Origin of the sequence: Aliidongia dinghuensis (assembly GCF_014643535.1) — a bacterium.
In the GTDB taxonomy this organism is placed as follows: Bacteria; Pseudomonadota; Alphaproteobacteria; order ATCC43930; family CGMCC-115725; genus Aliidongia; species Aliidongia dinghuensis.
In genome coordinates, this window is record NZ_BMJQ01000006.1 from 340,282 (window position 1) to 356,262 (window position 15,981).

Below are 15,981 nucleotides of genomic sequence, written 5' to 3' on the forward strand. Positions count from 1 at the left end.
CTTCCTATTCCTTGCTGTTCAGCCAGATCTTGGCACCGTCCTGGGCGATCCCCGACGCGTCGAGCGTAATCGTGCTGCCGTTGCTCTGCAGAACGATGTAATCGGGCGTCATCTGGATCAGGCTCTTGCCGACCTGCAGGACGATCAGATGCTCGGCAGTCTGGACGGAGGCATTGCCGACCTGCACGAAGCAGTTGTTGGTCACCACCGTCGAGAAATCCTTCTGGGCTTTGAGGAAGACCTCCTCGTTGCCGGTCTTGTCCTCCATCGTCAGCTCGTTGTAGCCGCCGCCGCCGGGCGAGCTGCGCGAGCGGAGGCTGGTCTGGGTCATCTGGCCTGGCAGACCCAGATGGGTCTTGGTCTCGGCATTCGGCACCAGGCCCACGACCATCGGCCGGTCGGGATTGCCCTCCAGGAATCCCACCGCCACCTCCATGCCGATGCGCGGAATGACCTGGCTGCCGAAGCTGGCTCCGGCCCAGCTCTGCGCCACGCGGATCCAGCAGGAACTGTGCTCGTTAGAGGTGCCGCGCCGATCCCAGTGGAACTGCACCTTCACCTGGCCATTGGCGTTGGTGTGGATTTCCGCCCCTTGCGGGCCGACCACCACGGCCGTCTGCAGGCCGGAGATCACCGGCCGCGGCACGGTCCGGCGCGGCACGAACGGGGTCTTCGACGGGATGCAGCTGAAGCTGTTCTGATAGCCCATGCCGCTGTGCGAGCCGGTCTCGTAGCTCGCCCCGGTCGCCTGATGGGTCGCCGACAGCACGACGTAGCTGCCGTTCTCGGACTCGACCGGATGGCCCGACAGCGTGAAGCGGTCGCCCGGCGCGATCGAGCGGCAGGTGCCGCCGCCGTGGATCATCTCGCGCGCGACCTCCTCCGCCTGCATGGCGAGCTTCGTCGCGTCGGCACCGGCGCCCTTGTCGTCGTGCAGCCCCGGATAATCGAAATATTCGTGGTCCGGATGCTGCTGATAATCCGACTTGGTCGGCGTCCGCTCGAGCAGGCTTGTGCGGTTCGTCTCGAAATTATAGTCCTGCCGCGCCCAGGCGGTCGCCTGGTAGGCATAGCGCCGTTGCCATTCCGCGATGTAGTTGGTCTCCGACGAGCCGGTCGAGAACGGCAGGATGGGCTCGGTGCCGGTGCTGTAGCCGGCTGTCTGGTAGCCCACCACCAGCACGTGCCGCTTGGCCTCGTGCCGGAAGTAGAAATAGAGCCCTTCCTCCTGCAGCAGCCGGAGGACGAAGTTGAGGTCGGTTTCCCGGTACTGGACGCAATAGTCGCGTTGGCTGCAGCTCTTGGTCATCCGCGAGAAGTCATAGTCCTTGTAGCCGAGCTCGCCGAAGATCGTCTCGAGGATGTTCGGCACCGTCTTGTTCTGGAAGATCCGGCAGTCGCTGGTGCGGCCGAGGAACCAGAGCCAGGGGACGATGCTCAAGCGATAGTGGCGCTGGCCGCGCGACGCGGCGTAGCCGGCACTCACCGATTCCACATAACCGTTGAACGAGCGGTACTCGCCCTCGCTGAGGCGCAGGTTGACCGTGACCTGCTTGGCGATCAGTTGCCGCGGCTCGAAGCTCTCGTCGACGGACCGTACCTGGGCGTGGAACGAGAACAGGCTGGAAATCGCTTCCTGCCCGCCGAAGCTTTCTGCCAAGAGCATGTTGGGGCCCAGCGGCGTGTCGATCGTCAGAACCCGATCGTCCTGCACAAATCCGTCCATCCCCGTGCCCCTCAGCCCCAGCCGCGACGCGTTCAATCCGCGGTTGGGGAAACAACCCGACGCTGCAAAGGTTCCAGCACCTGCGACAAAACCATGCCGCGTTCGAAGGGCATCGCAACGCCACCCTAGGCTTGTCACAAAAGGGCAACCGCCCCGCGCCATGCGACAACTTGCGCGGAATGCCTCGTGCCGGTTTCGCCGATTTCCACGCACAATCATGGAGCGAAACGACAAGATCGCCGTTCACTCCGATGGCTTCGACGCCACATGGGACGCCGGCATATGGAAGGCCGGCACATGGGACGCCGGCACATGGAGGGAACCCGCAAGATGGCGCCGCCCAAACCGACCTTCTGGGGCCCTTATCTCAACGAGGCGGAAGCGCGCACCTGCCTCAGCGCCTTCGCCGCCCAGGTGATCGGCCCCGGAACCGGCGTGATCTTCTGCGACGGCATCGGCGCCGCCTATCTGCAGCAGCCGTTCTACGATGCCGACGGCAGCGGGCTCGTGCTCGTCGCAACCTGCCGCGCCGAGCTGCCGCCCCCGCCGCCGTCCCCGCCGGCCGGTGGCGTCTGGCAGAAGATCGAGCGCTTCTTCGAGAACAGCATGACGACGCTCGGCGAGCAGCAGATGCGGCAGTCCGAAGCCCAGCTCGCCATGGGCCAGCAGGAGGCAAAGTGGCTGAAGGAGGGCTGGACCAGCATCCACGAGTTCGTCGAGGGCCATAAGACCGCCTTCGACGGCGCCGCCGTCGTGGGCGATGTCTTCGGCTTGGTCGCGGGCGTGGTGGCGGGCTTTGCCATGGTAGGTGCCGGCGTAACGCTTCTCCCCGCTTTGGCGGTGCTCGCGGGCTTCGCATCGCTGGCCCTACTCGCCGAAGACGGCCGCATGTTTGTGGCCGAAATTAAGGGTGACGAAGTCCGCAAGAAGCAGATCGAGAATAGCCGGGACTACAAGATAATCGAACTCATCTGCCCACTGCTGCTTCTACCGGATCTGGTCGCGAGTGGGCCGCGCGCGGTGGCCAGCATCACCAAAACGACAAGGGAAGTGCAGGAGACACGCGAAGTGGTCGATGCCGGCGAAGAAGCGCTCAACGCCCAGCGCGCGGCAAACGATGCCTATCAAGAGGCGCACGCGAGCAAGCTCGGCCAGAACAACATCAAGACCAAGGTGCAGCGCATGCACGCTCGCGCCAACAAGCTCGCACGCGCCCTCAAGGCGGCGCAGGAACGGCTGGCCGATGCGCAGCGCGAATTCATCCGCCTACGCGTGCTCGAGCTGCCAGCCTATGCCGGCTCCATCTACGCCCAAGGGCTTTACGCCGTAGAGCCGCCCGACTACTTGCAAGACTTGTCGCATGGCGGGCCGGAGCATGCGCCCGCAGGCCAGACATCCCAGTCGCCGCATCCTCTCGGCGCCAACCCTTCGGCGCACAATCCCATGAATTTGCTGATCCCGAAGGGCGCCGAGCGCCGTCCCCCGTCCCATGCCCAGATGAGCTTCCAGGTCGCGGTCAGCCACAATGCAGCCGCAGCGAAACAATGAGATAGAAATGGCACAGCCTGGAAACCGCCCTCGCGGTGCACCACGCGCGGTATTACCCGCGGTCGCAGCCTGGTATCTGCTGATCGGTATGACCTGCGTCGAAATCACTGAGTTTCTGCCATATTTGACCGGCAGTGAACACGGTGCTTTCTTCATGGTCGGCTGGCCTGTAGCTGCGGCGCTTGGGCTAACAGTGCTCGGCGGGATGGGCTCAGGCAAACTCTGGGCCGTCCGGCTATTCCGCTGGAGCGTCTATGCCGCCGTCGCTTGCTATCTGCCACTCTTGGGCGCCGCGATCTATGCGTTCGTCGGCGACGCACCGCGCCAGCAGGATCCTCTCGCCCCCGACTCGGCGATCGTAGGGTTCATCTTCTTGGCCGTGGAGGCGGTCGCCCTGTTCGTGCTGTTCCGCGCCTTCCGCCGGGTGCGCTGGCTCGACCCGCGGTCCCTGCCCAAGGAATGGGAGCCGCCGGGGCGCCCCGTTCGCTTCCCGTGACCAAGCGCAAGCACCGGGCTGCCAATCCGCATCCCAAGCGCCCCATTCACCCACGAGCCGGCGGGGGGGCAGGATCGGCACGACCCGGAAACCGCCCGCGCAGGGCGCCGCGCGCAGCGTGGCCCGCGGCTGGCGCCTGGTATTTGCTTCTCATCACGACCTTCTGCGTAAGCCCCCTGTTCCTCCCCTCCTTTGTGGGCACCGAGCACCACTTGCCCTTCTTGGTCGGCTGGCCACTGACCACGGCATTCATCATAACGGTTGCCGGCGGCATGGGTGCCGGCAAGCTCTGGGCGGTCCGACTGTTTCGTTGGAGCGCGTATGGCGCAGCCGCTTGCTATCTGCCGCTTCTGGGTGTCGCGATCTACGCATTCACCGCCGACGCGCCCCGGCAGCTGGCCCCTCTCGCCCCTGACACGGCGATCACGCAGTTCATTATCTCGGCTCTGGAACTGATCGCCTTCTTCGTGCTGTTCCGCGCCTTGCGCCTTGCGCCGTGTGCGCTGGCTCGACCCGCGCTCCCTGCCGAACGAATGGGAGCCGCCCGGTCCCATTCTCCGATATCCCTGAGAGCAGATCTGCGCGACCAAAATCCACAACTTACACGCGCAGCAAAAAAGAATCTTCGCGCCGGGACAAAATGCAATCTGAGGTGTTTGCGAACGCCTGCGTCGGTCAACCTGTCGCTGTCGGTGCGTTTGTGCCGATCCGGAGCGCTGGACCGCTTGCATCGGCGATGAATTAGTCGGGACCTCAACCCTGTCGCGCAGCCCGCGCCAGGGAACATCGGTGAGGAACGCATGAGCCTTCAACTACGCGTGCTCGACCCCGGTGACTGCAGCGTGATCGAGGGCGAGACGCGCATCTGTACGGGCCCGGCCTTTACGATCGGCCGGGGGCCCGACAACGACTGGGTGCTGCTCGACGCGCAACGCCATCTTTCGAAACACCATTGCCGGATCGAACGGTCGGAGACCGGCTACCTCATCGTCGATACCAGCACCAACGGCGTCTATGTCGGGGATTCGTCGGCACCGGTCGGCCGCGGGAATTCTCATCCGCTTGCGAACGGCGACATCCTCAATCTCTCGACCTGCGTCGTCCGCATCGAGATCAGCGGCGAGCTGGCAGCGAGTGCGGCCCCCCGCACCCTGATCGTCGAGCCTCCGCCGCCGGCCGCGACGGGCGAGACGATCATCGCGCCGAGCTTCTTCGGCGCGTCCGCATCGCGCTTCGCCTGGTCGAAGCCGACCGTGTCGGACGAGAAGCCGGCGGCGGCCCCGTTCGAGCCCATCACCGGGTTCCCCGGCGCCGGGATCGGCACCGACGCCGCGCCGGGCGATACGGCCGGCACGCCGATGGCGCTTGCCGGGCCGAGCGACAATCCTGCGGTCACCGAGACCTTCTTCCGGGCACCCGAGATCCTGCGCCCGGCCGTGCCGGTCGACTGGCACAAGGAAGCGGCCGACCGTCTGCCTGTGGAGCCCCAGCCCCTCGCAGCACCCGTCGAAACGCCGGCATCCGACGAAGCGGCCGTGTCACATCGCATCATCGAAGCCGACGTCATCGACCTGCCGGTGGTCTCGCCCCGGGTCAAGACGGCGCCGGTTCTGAGCCCGCCGCCCCCTCCGGCGCCCGCTCCTCACACGGTCACCCCTCACACGCCCACCCCTCACACGCTGGCACAGGCGCGCCCGCCGGCAGCAGCCCCGTCGGCCGAGATGCCGGCCGACGCCCAGCGCCTGATCGAGGCGTTTCTCGACGGTGCCGCCCTGCCGATCGACGCCTTCGACATGACCGATCCGGCGGCGACCCTGCGCAAGATCGGCCAGGCCTTCCGCGAGGCGGTCGGCGGCATCCGCGAGCTGCTCGAATCGCGCGCCATGCTCAAGGCCGAATTCCGGCTCGAGCACACGCTCGTCCGCGCCCGCGACAACAATCCGCTCAAGTTCTCGAACAATCTCGACGGCACGCTCGCCGTCCTGCTCGGCCGCCGCGTGCCAGGCTTCATGGAGCCGCCCGAAGCGATCCGCGAGAGCGTGCGCGACGTCAAGGCGCACGAGATCGCGATGATGGCCGGGCTGCGCGCGGCCTTGACCGCCCAGCTCGAGCAATTGGCGCCAGCGCAGATCCGGGCCCAGGCGGAAAAGGGCGGCGGTCATGCCCTGCTGCCGCAGACCCGCAAGGCGCGCCTCTGGGACCGCTACGAGGAGTTGCACGAGGACATGTCGACCGAGCAGGTGACCGGCAGCCCGGTCGGCCGCGGCTTCGCCGAAGCCTATTCGCGCCAGTTCCGCAAACTCTGATTTTCCAAGCACTACGGCCCCGGCCGATGGGTTCCGGGGCCAGACACAAGACCGGGACCAGACATAAGACCGAACCGAACATCAGGTCGAGCAGAAGGACATCGGACTCGCATGGCACGTTTTCCGTCGAGCGGCATCGCGCTCTCAACCTTGCTACTTCTGTCGCTTGGCGCTTGCGCATCCAAGCCGCCGACCACCCTGTCGATCAATGTCGCCGCGGCCGATACCGTCAATCCGGACATCTACGGCCGTCCCTCGCCGGTCGTGACGCGTATCTATGAACTGAGCGGCACCGACCGGTTCTCGAAGGGCGACATTTTCCAGCTGCTCGACCACGACAAGGACGTGCTCGGCGGCGACATGCTCGATCGCAGCGAGCTCATCCTGCAACCGGGCGAGAGCCGGACGATCAAGATGCCGGTGAAGGACGGCGCCAAATATCTGGGCGTCGTCGCCGGCTATCGCGACGTCGATCACGCGGATTGGCGCTCGGTCACCCAGATGCCGATGACCGACGACGTCTCGACCCTGGTCACGGTCGGCCGGCTCAGCGCGAAGATCGAGGAGACCGAAAGGAAATGACCCGCCGTTATTTCCCCACCCGGTCGATCGGTACCCGCAATGCACGCTTATAACAAGGTGGTCTGGAGCGAGGGCATGTTCCTGCGCGTCCAGCATTTCCAGCAGGCCGATCGCTACGCCGAAGCGCTGCTCAAGGCCCGGACCGAATATCTGCGTCCGTTCCCATGGGGTGTGACCGAACTCTCGATCAATCGCGAGCTGCTGGCCACGGGCAAGTTCGCGCTCAACAGCTGCAGCGGCGTCATGCCCGACGGCACGCCCTTCGCGATCCCGGACGAGGCGGATCACCCGCCGCCGCTCGAGCTGTTCGACACGGCGCGCGGCAGCGTCATCTATCTGACGCTGCCGGCGCGTCAGCCGGGCCAGGCTGAGATCGGCCAGCTGGACCGGGAGGACGCCGGCACGCGCTTTTCGCCGATCGATTGCACCGTCGTCGACGCGAACCTCGGGACGGAGCAGCGCAGCACCTTACGGGTCGGCAAGCTGCGCCTGCGCTATCAGCTGGATTCGGCGTCGCTCGGCGGCTACGAGCGCATCGGCCTCGCCCGTGTCGTCGACGTCCGGGCCGACCGGTCGGTCCTGCTCGACGACAAATACATCGCCCCCGCGCTCTCGATCGGCGCCCAGCCGACGCTCGCCGCCTATGCGACCGAGCTTTTGGGCCTCATCAGCCACCGGGCCGAGGCGCTCGCCGCTCGCATCACCGATCCGAGCGCCAGGGGCTCGGCCGAGATCGCCGACTTTCTGCTGCTGCAGGCGTTGAACCGGCACGAGCCGGTGCTGCGCCACGCGGTCGGCATCGCGCCGTCCCTGCACCCTGAGGATCTCTATCGGCTGTGCTGCGAGATCGCGGGCGAGATCGCGACCTTCACGACCGAAGCCAAGCGGGCGAGCGTCTTTCCCGATTATCGGCACGACGATTTGCAGAGCTCCTTCGCCCCGATCTTCATCGACCTGCGCTCGTCGCTGAGCGCGGTGCTCGAGCAGACCGCGGTGCCGATCCCACTGCAGGACCGGCGCTACGGCATCAAGGTCGGCATGATCTCCGACCGCTCGCTGCTGACGAACGCGTCGTTCGTGCTGGTGACGCGGGCCGACATGCCGATCGAGCATCTCCGGCGCATGTTCCCGAACCAGGTCAAGATCGGCCCGGTCGAGGAGATCGCCCAGCTGGTGAACGTCGCTTTGCCGGGCATCAGCGTCCGTCCGCTGCCGGTGGCGCCGCGCCAGCTGCCGTACCGCAACGGCTCGGTCTATTTCGACCTCGACCGCAGCAACCCGCATTTCAAGCAACTGCAGAAGTCCGGCGGCATCGCCATCCATCTCGCCGGCGACTTCCCGCAGATCGAAATGGAACTCTGGGCGATCAAGGGCTGACCTGATGACGCTGTACAGCACCCACGGGGGCGGACCCGAGCAAACCATCGTCAAGCCCACGCCCGGCGGCCGGCGGCCGAGTGCGGCCCCGGTACGGCCGGTCGAAGCGGCGCCATCCTACCGGGCGGAGGATGTCGCCGACCTCACCGCCGGCGGCATCAATCCGCTGGTCGCGGCGGCCGGGCCGATCCTGGGCCTGGTCCGACGGCTCACCGCCTCCGTCGAGCAGAGCAACGTGGACCTGCTGCGCGAACGGGTGATCGCCGAGATCCGTACCTTCGAGAAGCGGGTCCTGGCCGCCAGCGTTCCGGCCGAGGCGGCGCGCGCCGCCCATTACGCGCTGTGCGCGACACTCGACGACGTCGTGCTGAACACGCCGTGGGGCAATCATTCGAGCTGGACGCGCAACAGCATGGTGTCGACCTTCCATCTCGACGTCAGCGGTGGCGAGCGCTTCTTCGACCTCCTGACCCACCTGCACCGCGAGCCCGGCGCCAACCGGGATGTGCTTGAGCTCATGTATCTCTGCCTGTCGCTCGGTTTCGAGGGCCGGCTCCGCATCATTCCGCACGGAGCACTCGAGCTGGCGCGCATCCGCGACGGCCTCTATCGCACGTTGCGCCAGCAGGGCGACTTCGAGCGCGAGCTGTCGCCGCATTGGCACGGTATCGAGGCGGTGCATCGCCCCTTACGCTCCTACGTCGAGCTGTGGACGATCGTGGCCGCGAGCGTGATCATCATCACGCTCATGATCGTGGGCTTCAGCTTCGCGCTCAACCGCAGTTCGGACGGCACGCTGAAGACGCTCGCAACCCTGCCGCCGACCGGCACCCCCAGCATCCATGTCGCCGCCCCCGCGTTGCCGGCCCCGCCGCCGAAGAATGTCGCGTTCGATCACCTGAAGACGTTCCTCAAGCCCGAAATCGACCAGAAGCTGGTGACGGTCTCGGGCGAAGGCGCCACCGTCACCGTGCGCATCCGCAACAGCGGCATGTTCCCGTCGGGCAGCGCCACGATCGACGAGCGCTACGACGGGTTGGTCGACCGCATCGCCCAGGCACTCGACGGCGAGCCCGGCAAGATCTTGATCACCGGCCACACCGACAACGTGCCGATCCATACGGTGCGCTTCCCGTCGAACTGGCACCTGTCGACCGCGCGGGCCGAAGCGGTCGCGGACATGGTGAAAGCGCACCTCGCCGACAAGACCCGCGTCACCTCCGAAGGCCGGGCCGATGCGGAACCGCTCGCGTCCAACGATACGCCGGAGGGCCGCGAGACCAACCGGCGCATCGACATCATGCTGACCCGCCCGACCCTGTCTCGCCCGGCCGGAGCCCAAGCACCATGAATCCGTTAAGCATCCTCAGCGTGGTCCTGTCGCGCTTCAAGGGCCGCTGGGTCTCGTCGCTGATCTGGGCGATCGGCCTCGCGACGGTCCTGTGGTTCCTCGCCGACATGATCGTCATCCACGGCTACCGGCCGCTGGAAAGCGACGAATCCCGCCTGATCGCCATCGCGGTCGTGTTTGCCGTCTGGCTCGTCGCCAACCTGATCGTCGTCTGGGTGAAGCGCCGGGCCAACAAGGCGATGATCGAGAACCTGACCGCGGTCGATCCCAACCGCCCCGGCGATGCGACGGCCGAGGAGATCGCCCAGCTCCGCACCCGGCTGCAGGAGGCGCTGGGCCTGCTGCGCAAGACCGGCAGCGGCCGGCGCTGGGGCCGCGACTACCTCTACCAGCTGCCCTGGTACGTCATGATCGGCCCGCCGGGCTCGGGCAAGACCACCGCCCTTCTCTCGTCGGGCCTCAAGTTCCCGCTGTCGAACACGCTCGGCCGCGATCCGCTCAAGGGCATCGGCGGCACCCGGAACTGCGACTGGTGGTTCACCGAAGAGGCGATCCTGCTCGACACGGCCGGGCGCTACACGACCCAGGACAGCGACCCGCAGATCGACCAGGCCTCGTGGCTGGGCTTCCTCAACCTGCTCAAGTCCAGCCGGCCGCGCCAGCCGATCAACGGCGTCATCCTGGTGATCAGCCTTTCGGACGTGGCGGCGCGGGATCCCGCCGAACGGCTCGGCCATGCCCAGGCCATCCGCCAGCGCCTGAACGAGCTCTACGAGCATTTCGGCCTGCGCTTCCCGGTCTATGTGCTGTTCACCAAGGCCGACCTGATCGCCGGTTTCGTCGAGTATTTCGACGCCTATACCAAGACCGAGCGCGAGCAGGTCTGGGGCGCCACCCTGCCGCTCGACAAGGCGGAGCTGGGCGAGGAAGGCATCGTCACCCAGGTGCCGGCCGAGTTCGACCAGCTGGTCGGCCGGATGAACGATCAGCTGCTGGAGCGGGTGCAGCAGGAGCCCGACATCGAGCGGCGCGGGTTGATCTACAGTTTCCCCAACCAGATCGCGAGCCTGCGCGATTCGGTGCAGGAGCTCCTGACCGAGATCTTCCGCCCGACCCGGTACGAGCAGCGCGCGCTCCTGCGCGGCGTCTATCTCGCGTCCGGCACCCAGACCGGCACGCCGATCGACCGCATGATGAGCGTCATGTCGTCGGCGTTCGGTGTCACGCCGCAACGCCTGCCGGCCTTTCCCGGCCAGGGGCGCAGCTATTTCCTGACCCGCCTCTTCCGCAACGTCATCTTCGCCGAGGCGGCGATGGTCGCGACCGATCCGCGCGCCGACCGGCGGCAGCGGGCGCTGCGCATCACCGCCTATGCCGCCGCCGCCCTGCTGATCATCGGCCTCGCCGCGATCTGGACGAACGGCTATCTCGCGAACGAGCGGCTCATCGCCGAGATCGACGGCGAGCTCGCGACCTACCAGAAGACGGTCGCCGGCATCCCGTCGACCGACGTCAGCGACACGGACATCGCGCGGACCGTCCCGGCGCTCAACGAGCTGCGCGCGCTGCCGACCGGGCTCAAGACCGAGCGTCCGAACAGCTGGCTCACGGTCGGGCTCTACCAGGGCGACAAGCTGCTGTTCCAGCATGACGCGGTCTATCACCGGGCGCTCAATGGCCTGTTCCTGCCGCGCCTGCTCACCCGGCTGCAAGGTCAGATCCGCGACCACATCGACGACGTCGACTATCTGAGCGAGGCGCTCAAGGCCTATCTGATGCTCGGCAACCAGGGGCCGTTCGACCGGGAATTCGTGCGCCGCTGGCTGGTGGTCGACTGGGCGGCGACATATCCCGGCCCGGCCAACGAGCAGCTGCGCAACGACCTCGCGAGCCACTATGACGCGCTCGCCGAGGCGCCGCTGCCGAACATCGCGCTCGACGGCGGCCTCATCGACCAGGCCCGCAAGACGCTGCAGCAGGTGCCGCCGGCCAATCGCGCCTATGCGCTCATCAGGCAGAGCAAGGCGGCGCGCGACCTGCCGGCTTGGCGTATCATCGATCACGCCGGCCCGGCCGCCGACCAGGTGTTCACCCGTGTCTCGGGCAAACCGCTCGCGAGCGGCATCCCCGGCATCTACACCTATCGCGGCTTCTACGAGGTATTCCTGCCGGCGCTGTCCGGCGTCGCCCAGCAGGTCGAGGCGGAGCGCTGGGTGCGCGGCGGCACGGCCGGCGAGGACGCGGCGACGGCCTCGACCGACGCCTTCAAGCACGACGTGCTGGCGCTCTACCTCAACGACTACCTGACGCAGTGGCAGAGCCTGCTCGCCGATGTCCAGCTCGTCCAGACGCAGTCGCTCGACCAGGCGATCGCCGAGCTCAATCTCCTGTCCGGCCCGGATTCGCCGTTGAGCCTGCTGCTGAAAAGCATCGCGAAGGAGACGAGCATCAGTCGCCCGCCCGGCGGCGACAAGCCGGACGAGGCGACGCTGCGCCTGACCGCACTCCTGGCACCGGCGAGTGGTGCGGCGGCGTCGCCCACGGCGCAGATCGACCAGAAATTCAAGCCGATCCAGGATCTCGTCACCGCCGCGAACGGCGCGCCCGCACCCATCGACGACATGACGCGCAGCCTCGGCAACGTCTATCAGCAGCTGAGCCACGTCTCGCGCTCGCCGGTCAAGGGCCAGGCCATGCTCCATGCGGTCGCCGACGGTTCGGGCGACGGCGGCGTGCAGCAGATGGCCGCCGACGCGCGGCGGCTGCCGGCGCCGCTCGACGGTTGGCTCGGCGGCATGGCGAACAATGTCTCGTCGATCTCGGTCGGCGGCGCCCGTTCGCAGCTGGGCGATCTGTGGGATTCCGAGGTGCGCAATTTCTGCGTCAAGGCGACGAACCGGCGCTATCCCTTCTTCAAGGACAGCACGAACGACGTGCCGCTCGACGATTTCGCCAAGCTGTTCGCGCCGAACGGCCTCATCGACAATTTCTTCAACGCCAACCTGAAGCCGCTGGTCGACACGTCGCGTCATCCCTGGCGCTGGCAGCATGTCGAAGGGTCGGCCGACCTCGGCATCGCGCCCGGCGTGCTGGCTGAGTTCGAGCATGCGGCCGCGATCCGCGACGCCTTCTTCGCTGGCAGCGGCAATCAACCGCTGGTCCATTTCGAACTGACCCCGGTCGAGCTCGACGCATCGGCGACGGAGATCCAGATCGACCTCGACGGCCAGCATACCGACTATCGGCATGGGCCCACCCGGCCATCGCCAATGCAATGGCCGTCGCCCGGTGGCGGCGCCCAGACGCGCGTCGCCTTCTCCTCGCCGGCAAGCGGGCAGGCGAGCAGCACCAATTCCGGACCTTGGGCCCTGTTCCGGCTGTTCGACGCCTCGGAAATGCAGCCAGGCCCGTCGAGCGACACGTTCCGCGTCACCTTCACGGCCGGCGGCAAGCACGCGAGCTACGACGTGCGGACGAGCAGCGTGCTCAATCCCTTCAACCTCAAGGATTTGAGGCAGTTCCGGTGTCCGACGTCGTTCTGAACCCGCCCACGGCCGCGCACGAGCCCGGCTTCTATGGGAAAATGCCGGCGCGCGGCGATTTCATCGCCCGGCGCCTCGACCCGAAATTCCTGAAGCCGCTCGACGAATGGCTGCAGCGCTCGATCGCGACCAGCCAGCGGCAGCTCAAGGATTTCTGGCTGACCGCCTATCTCGATACGCCGATCTGGCGCTTCGTCATGGGACCGGGCCTGTGCGGCGATATCCCGGTCGCGGGCGTGCTGATGCCGAGCGTCGACCGGGTCGGCCGCTATTTTCCGCTGGTACTCGCCGCCTCGCTGCCCGGCTGCTCGGCGCCGGTCCGGCTGATGCGGACGGCCGACGACTGGTTCGGCCAGATCGAACGGCTGGCGCTGAGCTCGCTCGACGACGAGTTCGATTTCGACCGGTTCGACAATGCCATGCGGGCGATCGGCCTGCCGGCGTACGAAAGCCAGCTGCCGACCGGCAGCGCCGAGCGTTCCGGCTTCCGGGTCGATCTCGCGGACGATCCGGCGCTGACGCAGGCCTACAGCACGATCCTGGATCAGGTGCTGGTCGGCTTCGACAACCGGTTCAGCCTGTGGTGGACCACCGGGTCCGAGCGCGTGCGCAGCTCCCTGCTGATCGCGCCGGGCCTGCCGGCACCGCAGAATTTCGCCGCCTTCATGGACGGCAAATGGGACGAATGGGGCTGGGAGCGGCCGTCGGCGTCGATCCCGATCGATCTCGACGTGCCGGTCCTGCTGCTGAAGCCCTCGATCGAGCTGCCGAGCTTCGGGCGCAGCCATCCGGGGGCCAAGCGCACCAGCAACCAGGACGCCTATCTCTTGCGGCCGGACCTCAGCCTCTGGGCGGTCGCGGACGGCGTCGGCGGCCACCAGGCCGGCGAATTCGCCAGCCGCACGGTCGTCGACCAGCTGAACCAGGTCCTGCCGCCGCTGTCGGCCGGCAGTTTCGTCGACGACGTGCAGGCCGCCTTGGGCGAGGCGAACGCCAAGCTTCGGGAGAAGGCGGCGCTGCTCGACGAGAATGCGATCGTCGCCTCGACGGTTGCGATCCTCATCACCTACGGCAACGGCTTCACCTGCCTCTGGGCGGGCGACAGCCGGATCTATCTCTACCGCAAGGGCGTCCTGCGCCTGCTGACCCGGGATCATGTCTCCCAGCCGGCCGCCGCCGGCAGCGGCAAGTCGGCCGCCATCACGCGCGCGGTCGGGGCCGCCGCCCGGCTCGAGCTCGATGTCGTGCACGACCAGTTCGAACCGGGCGATCGCTTCCTGTTGTGCAGCGACGGGCTGAGCGGCGTGCTGAAGGCGGACGAGCTCGCCGATGCGCTTTCCGTCCCCGCCACGAGTGCCACGATCGACCGGCTGATCGAGGACGCGCTGGTGTCCGGCGCGCCCGACAATGTGACCGCAGTCGTCATCGAAATCCCCGAGGGCCTCCGCATCAAGGAAACCGATCCTGGGGAGAGCGGGCATGGAACTTGAGAACGAGGCGCAGCTCGAGAAGCCGGACGACGAGCTCACCCGCCTCGACCTGGCCCCGGCCCCGCCTGAGGAGGAAACCACCGCGCTCGTGCTCGCCGCGGAAGACGGGCCGGCGCCGACCGAGCAGTCGCCCTACGACGCGGCGCAGGAGCAGCTCGAACGGCACCTCGCGACCTTCATCAGCAAGGTGACGGGCGAGGCCCACCGGCTGGGGCTCGGCCGGACCAACGTTGCGGAGCTGCTCGTTACCGCGCGCGGCGTGCTCGACCGCTATATCGCGAGCGAGGCCGGCGCCGACGAGGCCGGGCAAGGCGGCACCCTGCCGCCGGGGCGCATTCTCGCGAACAGCTTCATCGTCCGCAAACTGCTCGCGACCGGCGGCATGGGCGAGATCTATCGGGTGCGCCACCGGGATCTCAAGACCGACCACGCGATGAAGCTGCTGCGCCAGGAATATCGCAACGACGACAAGCTGGCCCAGCTGTTCGAGGAGGAGGCGCGGCTGCTGCTGCGCGTCCGGCACGACGCGATCGTCGGCTGCCAGGCCCTGCTGCGCGACACGGACGGCCGGCAGATGATCCTGCTCGAGTTGATCGAGGGGCCGTCGCTGTCACAGCGGATGCGCCGTAGCCCGCTGGGCTTGGGCGATCTCATCCGCCTGATCGAGCGGATCGGCGGCGGCCTCAAGGCGCTGCATGCGGCCGGCATCGTCCATCAGGACCTGGCGCCCGACAATATCCTGCTGCCCGACGACGATTTGGCCCAGGCGAAGATCATCGATTTCGGCGTAGCACGCAGTCTCGGCCCACCCGGTACCGGCGTCAGCATCGATTTCGCCGGCAAATATTCCTTCGCCGCCCCGGAGCAGGTCGGCCTCTACGGCGGCAAGGTCGGCCCGGTGGCCGACATCTATGCCTTCGGCCTGACCCTGATGGCGGCGGCGCGCGGCGAGCGGCTGCCGATGGGCCAGACCGCCGAGGAAGCGGCCGCGGCCCGCCAACGGGTCCCGGCACTCGACGCCGCCCCGGAGCGGCTGCGCCCGCTCATTGCACGCATGCTCGAGCCCGACCCGCGCCGGCGCCTCGCCGGCCTCGACCAATTGCTGGCCGAGGCGCGCGCGATAACGGCACTCGGCCATCGGCCCGAGCCTCGCGGCCTCGCAAAATGGGTCGGCTGGCTCCGCCGGCGCTGATCGTCGCCCGTTGAGCGTCGTCCGATGGCTTAGGCGTCGTCCGATGGCTTAGGCGTCGTCCTTGCGTCCTTGGGCTTCGGCCAGCAGCCCATCGAGCCAGAGAAGGTAGGCGTGCGTGCTCATGCCAGGCTCCTGCGCATGCCCGCCGCTCAGACGTTCCAGCTCCGCGTCGAGATCATTGGCCTTAGTTTTGAGAAAATGCGCGATCTCCGCTCGAGTCTCCGCGATCGTCGCGGCATCCGAAACATCGATAAAGGCATTCACCGCGTCATCCAGATCAGGGCCGAAGATATCGAAATCCTGATTCAGGTACCCCGCGAGGAGAGTGAACAGATTGAAAAATTGCTTTTGCAGTTCACTGTAGCCCACAG

The 15,981-nt window shown here is 67.1% G+C and carries 12 protein-coding genes; 10 read left to right on the plus strand and 2 right to left on the minus strand.

Annotated features, from left to right (window positions below):
• Nucleotides 1-4: 4 nt before the first annotated feature.
• The gene (locus IEY58_RS13890) at nt 5-1,726 is read right to left on the minus strand and encodes a type VI secretion system Vgr family protein (protein WP_189046668.1); all 1,722 of its coding nucleotides are present in this window, start codon (nt 1,724-1,726) and stop codon (nt 5-7) included.
• Between the two features lie 330 nt (nt 1,727-2,056).
• Here IEY58_RS13890 and IEY58_RS13895 point away from each other — a divergent pair, with 330 nt between their 5' ends.
• The 10 genes from IEY58_RS13895 (at nt 2,057) to IEY58_RS13940 (ending at nt 15,610) form a co-directional block, all read left to right on the plus strand.
• Entirely contained in the window at nt 2,057-3,274 is a 1,218-nt protein-coding gene (locus IEY58_RS13895) for a hypothetical protein (RefSeq protein ID WP_189046670.1), read from the plus strand.
• Between the two features lie 205 nt (nt 3,275-3,479).
• A complete protein-coding gene (locus tag IEY58_RS13900; protein ID WP_229743714.1) occupies nt 3,480-3,770 on the plus strand; it encodes a hypothetical protein in 291 nt (96 codons plus the stop codon).
• 212 nt (nt 3,771-3,982) lie between these two features.
• Nucleotides 3,983-4,510 (plus strand): hypothetical protein, encoded by a 528-nt coding sequence (locus tag IEY58_RS34360; RefSeq protein ID WP_229743715.1) that lies wholly within the window; start codon nt 3,983-3,985, stop codon nt 4,508-4,510.
• 60 nt (nt 4,511-4,570) lie between these two features.
• Nucleotides 4,571-6,076, plus strand: a complete 1,506-nt coding sequence (gene tagH / locus IEY58_RS13910) for a type VI secretion system-associated FHA domain protein TagH (RefSeq protein WP_189046672.1) — start codon at nt 4,571-4,573, stop codon at nt 6,074-6,076.
• Nucleotides 6,077-6,187: 111 nt separating this feature from the next.
• Nucleotides 6,188-6,658 carry a type VI secretion system lipoprotein TssJ gene (tssJ, locus tag IEY58_RS13915; RefSeq protein WP_189046674.1) on the plus strand — a complete coding sequence of 157 codons (471 nt, stop codon included), beginning with the start codon at nt 6,188-6,190 and terminating at the stop codon, nt 6,656-6,658.
• A gap of 39 nt (nt 6,659-6,697) precedes the next feature.
• Nucleotides 6,698-8,035, plus strand: coding sequence for a type VI secretion system baseplate subunit TssK (gene tssK / locus IEY58_RS13920; protein ID WP_189046676.1), 1,338 nt, complete (start codon nt 6,698-6,700; stop codon nt 8,033-8,035).
• Between the two features lie 4 nt (nt 8,036-8,039).
• Nucleotides 8,040-9,386, plus strand: a complete 1,347-nt coding sequence (gene tssL / locus IEY58_RS13925; protein ID WP_189046678.1) for a type VI secretion system protein TssL, long form — start codon at nt 8,040-8,042, stop codon at nt 9,384-9,386.
• Nucleotides 9,383-12,928 (plus strand): type VI secretion system membrane subunit TssM, encoded by a 3,546-nt coding sequence (tssM, locus tag IEY58_RS13930; protein WP_189046680.1) that lies wholly within the window; start codon nt 9,383-9,385, stop codon nt 12,926-12,928. The genes tssL and tssM overlap by 4 nt, the downstream gene beginning before the upstream one ends.
• Nucleotides 12,910-14,418, plus strand: a complete 1,509-nt coding sequence (gene tagF / locus IEY58_RS13935; RefSeq protein WP_189046682.1) for a type VI secretion system-associated protein TagF — start codon at nt 12,910-12,912, stop codon at nt 14,416-14,418. Before tssM ends, tagF begins: the two co-directional genes overlap by 19 nt.
• The gene (locus IEY58_RS13940; RefSeq protein WP_189046684.1) at nt 14,408-15,610 is read left to right on the plus strand and encodes a serine/threonine-protein kinase; all 1,203 of its coding nucleotides are present in this window, start codon (nt 14,408-14,410) and stop codon (nt 15,608-15,610) included. The genes tagF and IEY58_RS13940 overlap by 11 nt, the downstream gene beginning before the upstream one ends.
• 48 nt (nt 15,611-15,658) lie before the next feature.
• On the opposite strand, the gene IEY58_RS13945 is transcribed toward IEY58_RS13940, so the two are convergent.
• The gene (locus tag IEY58_RS13945) at nt 15,659-15,979 is read right to left on the minus strand and encodes a contact-dependent growth inhibition system immunity protein (protein ID WP_189046686.1); all 321 of its coding nucleotides are present in this window, start codon (nt 15,977-15,979) and stop codon (nt 15,659-15,661) included.
• Between the last annotated feature and the right edge of the window lie 2 nt (nt 15,980-15,981).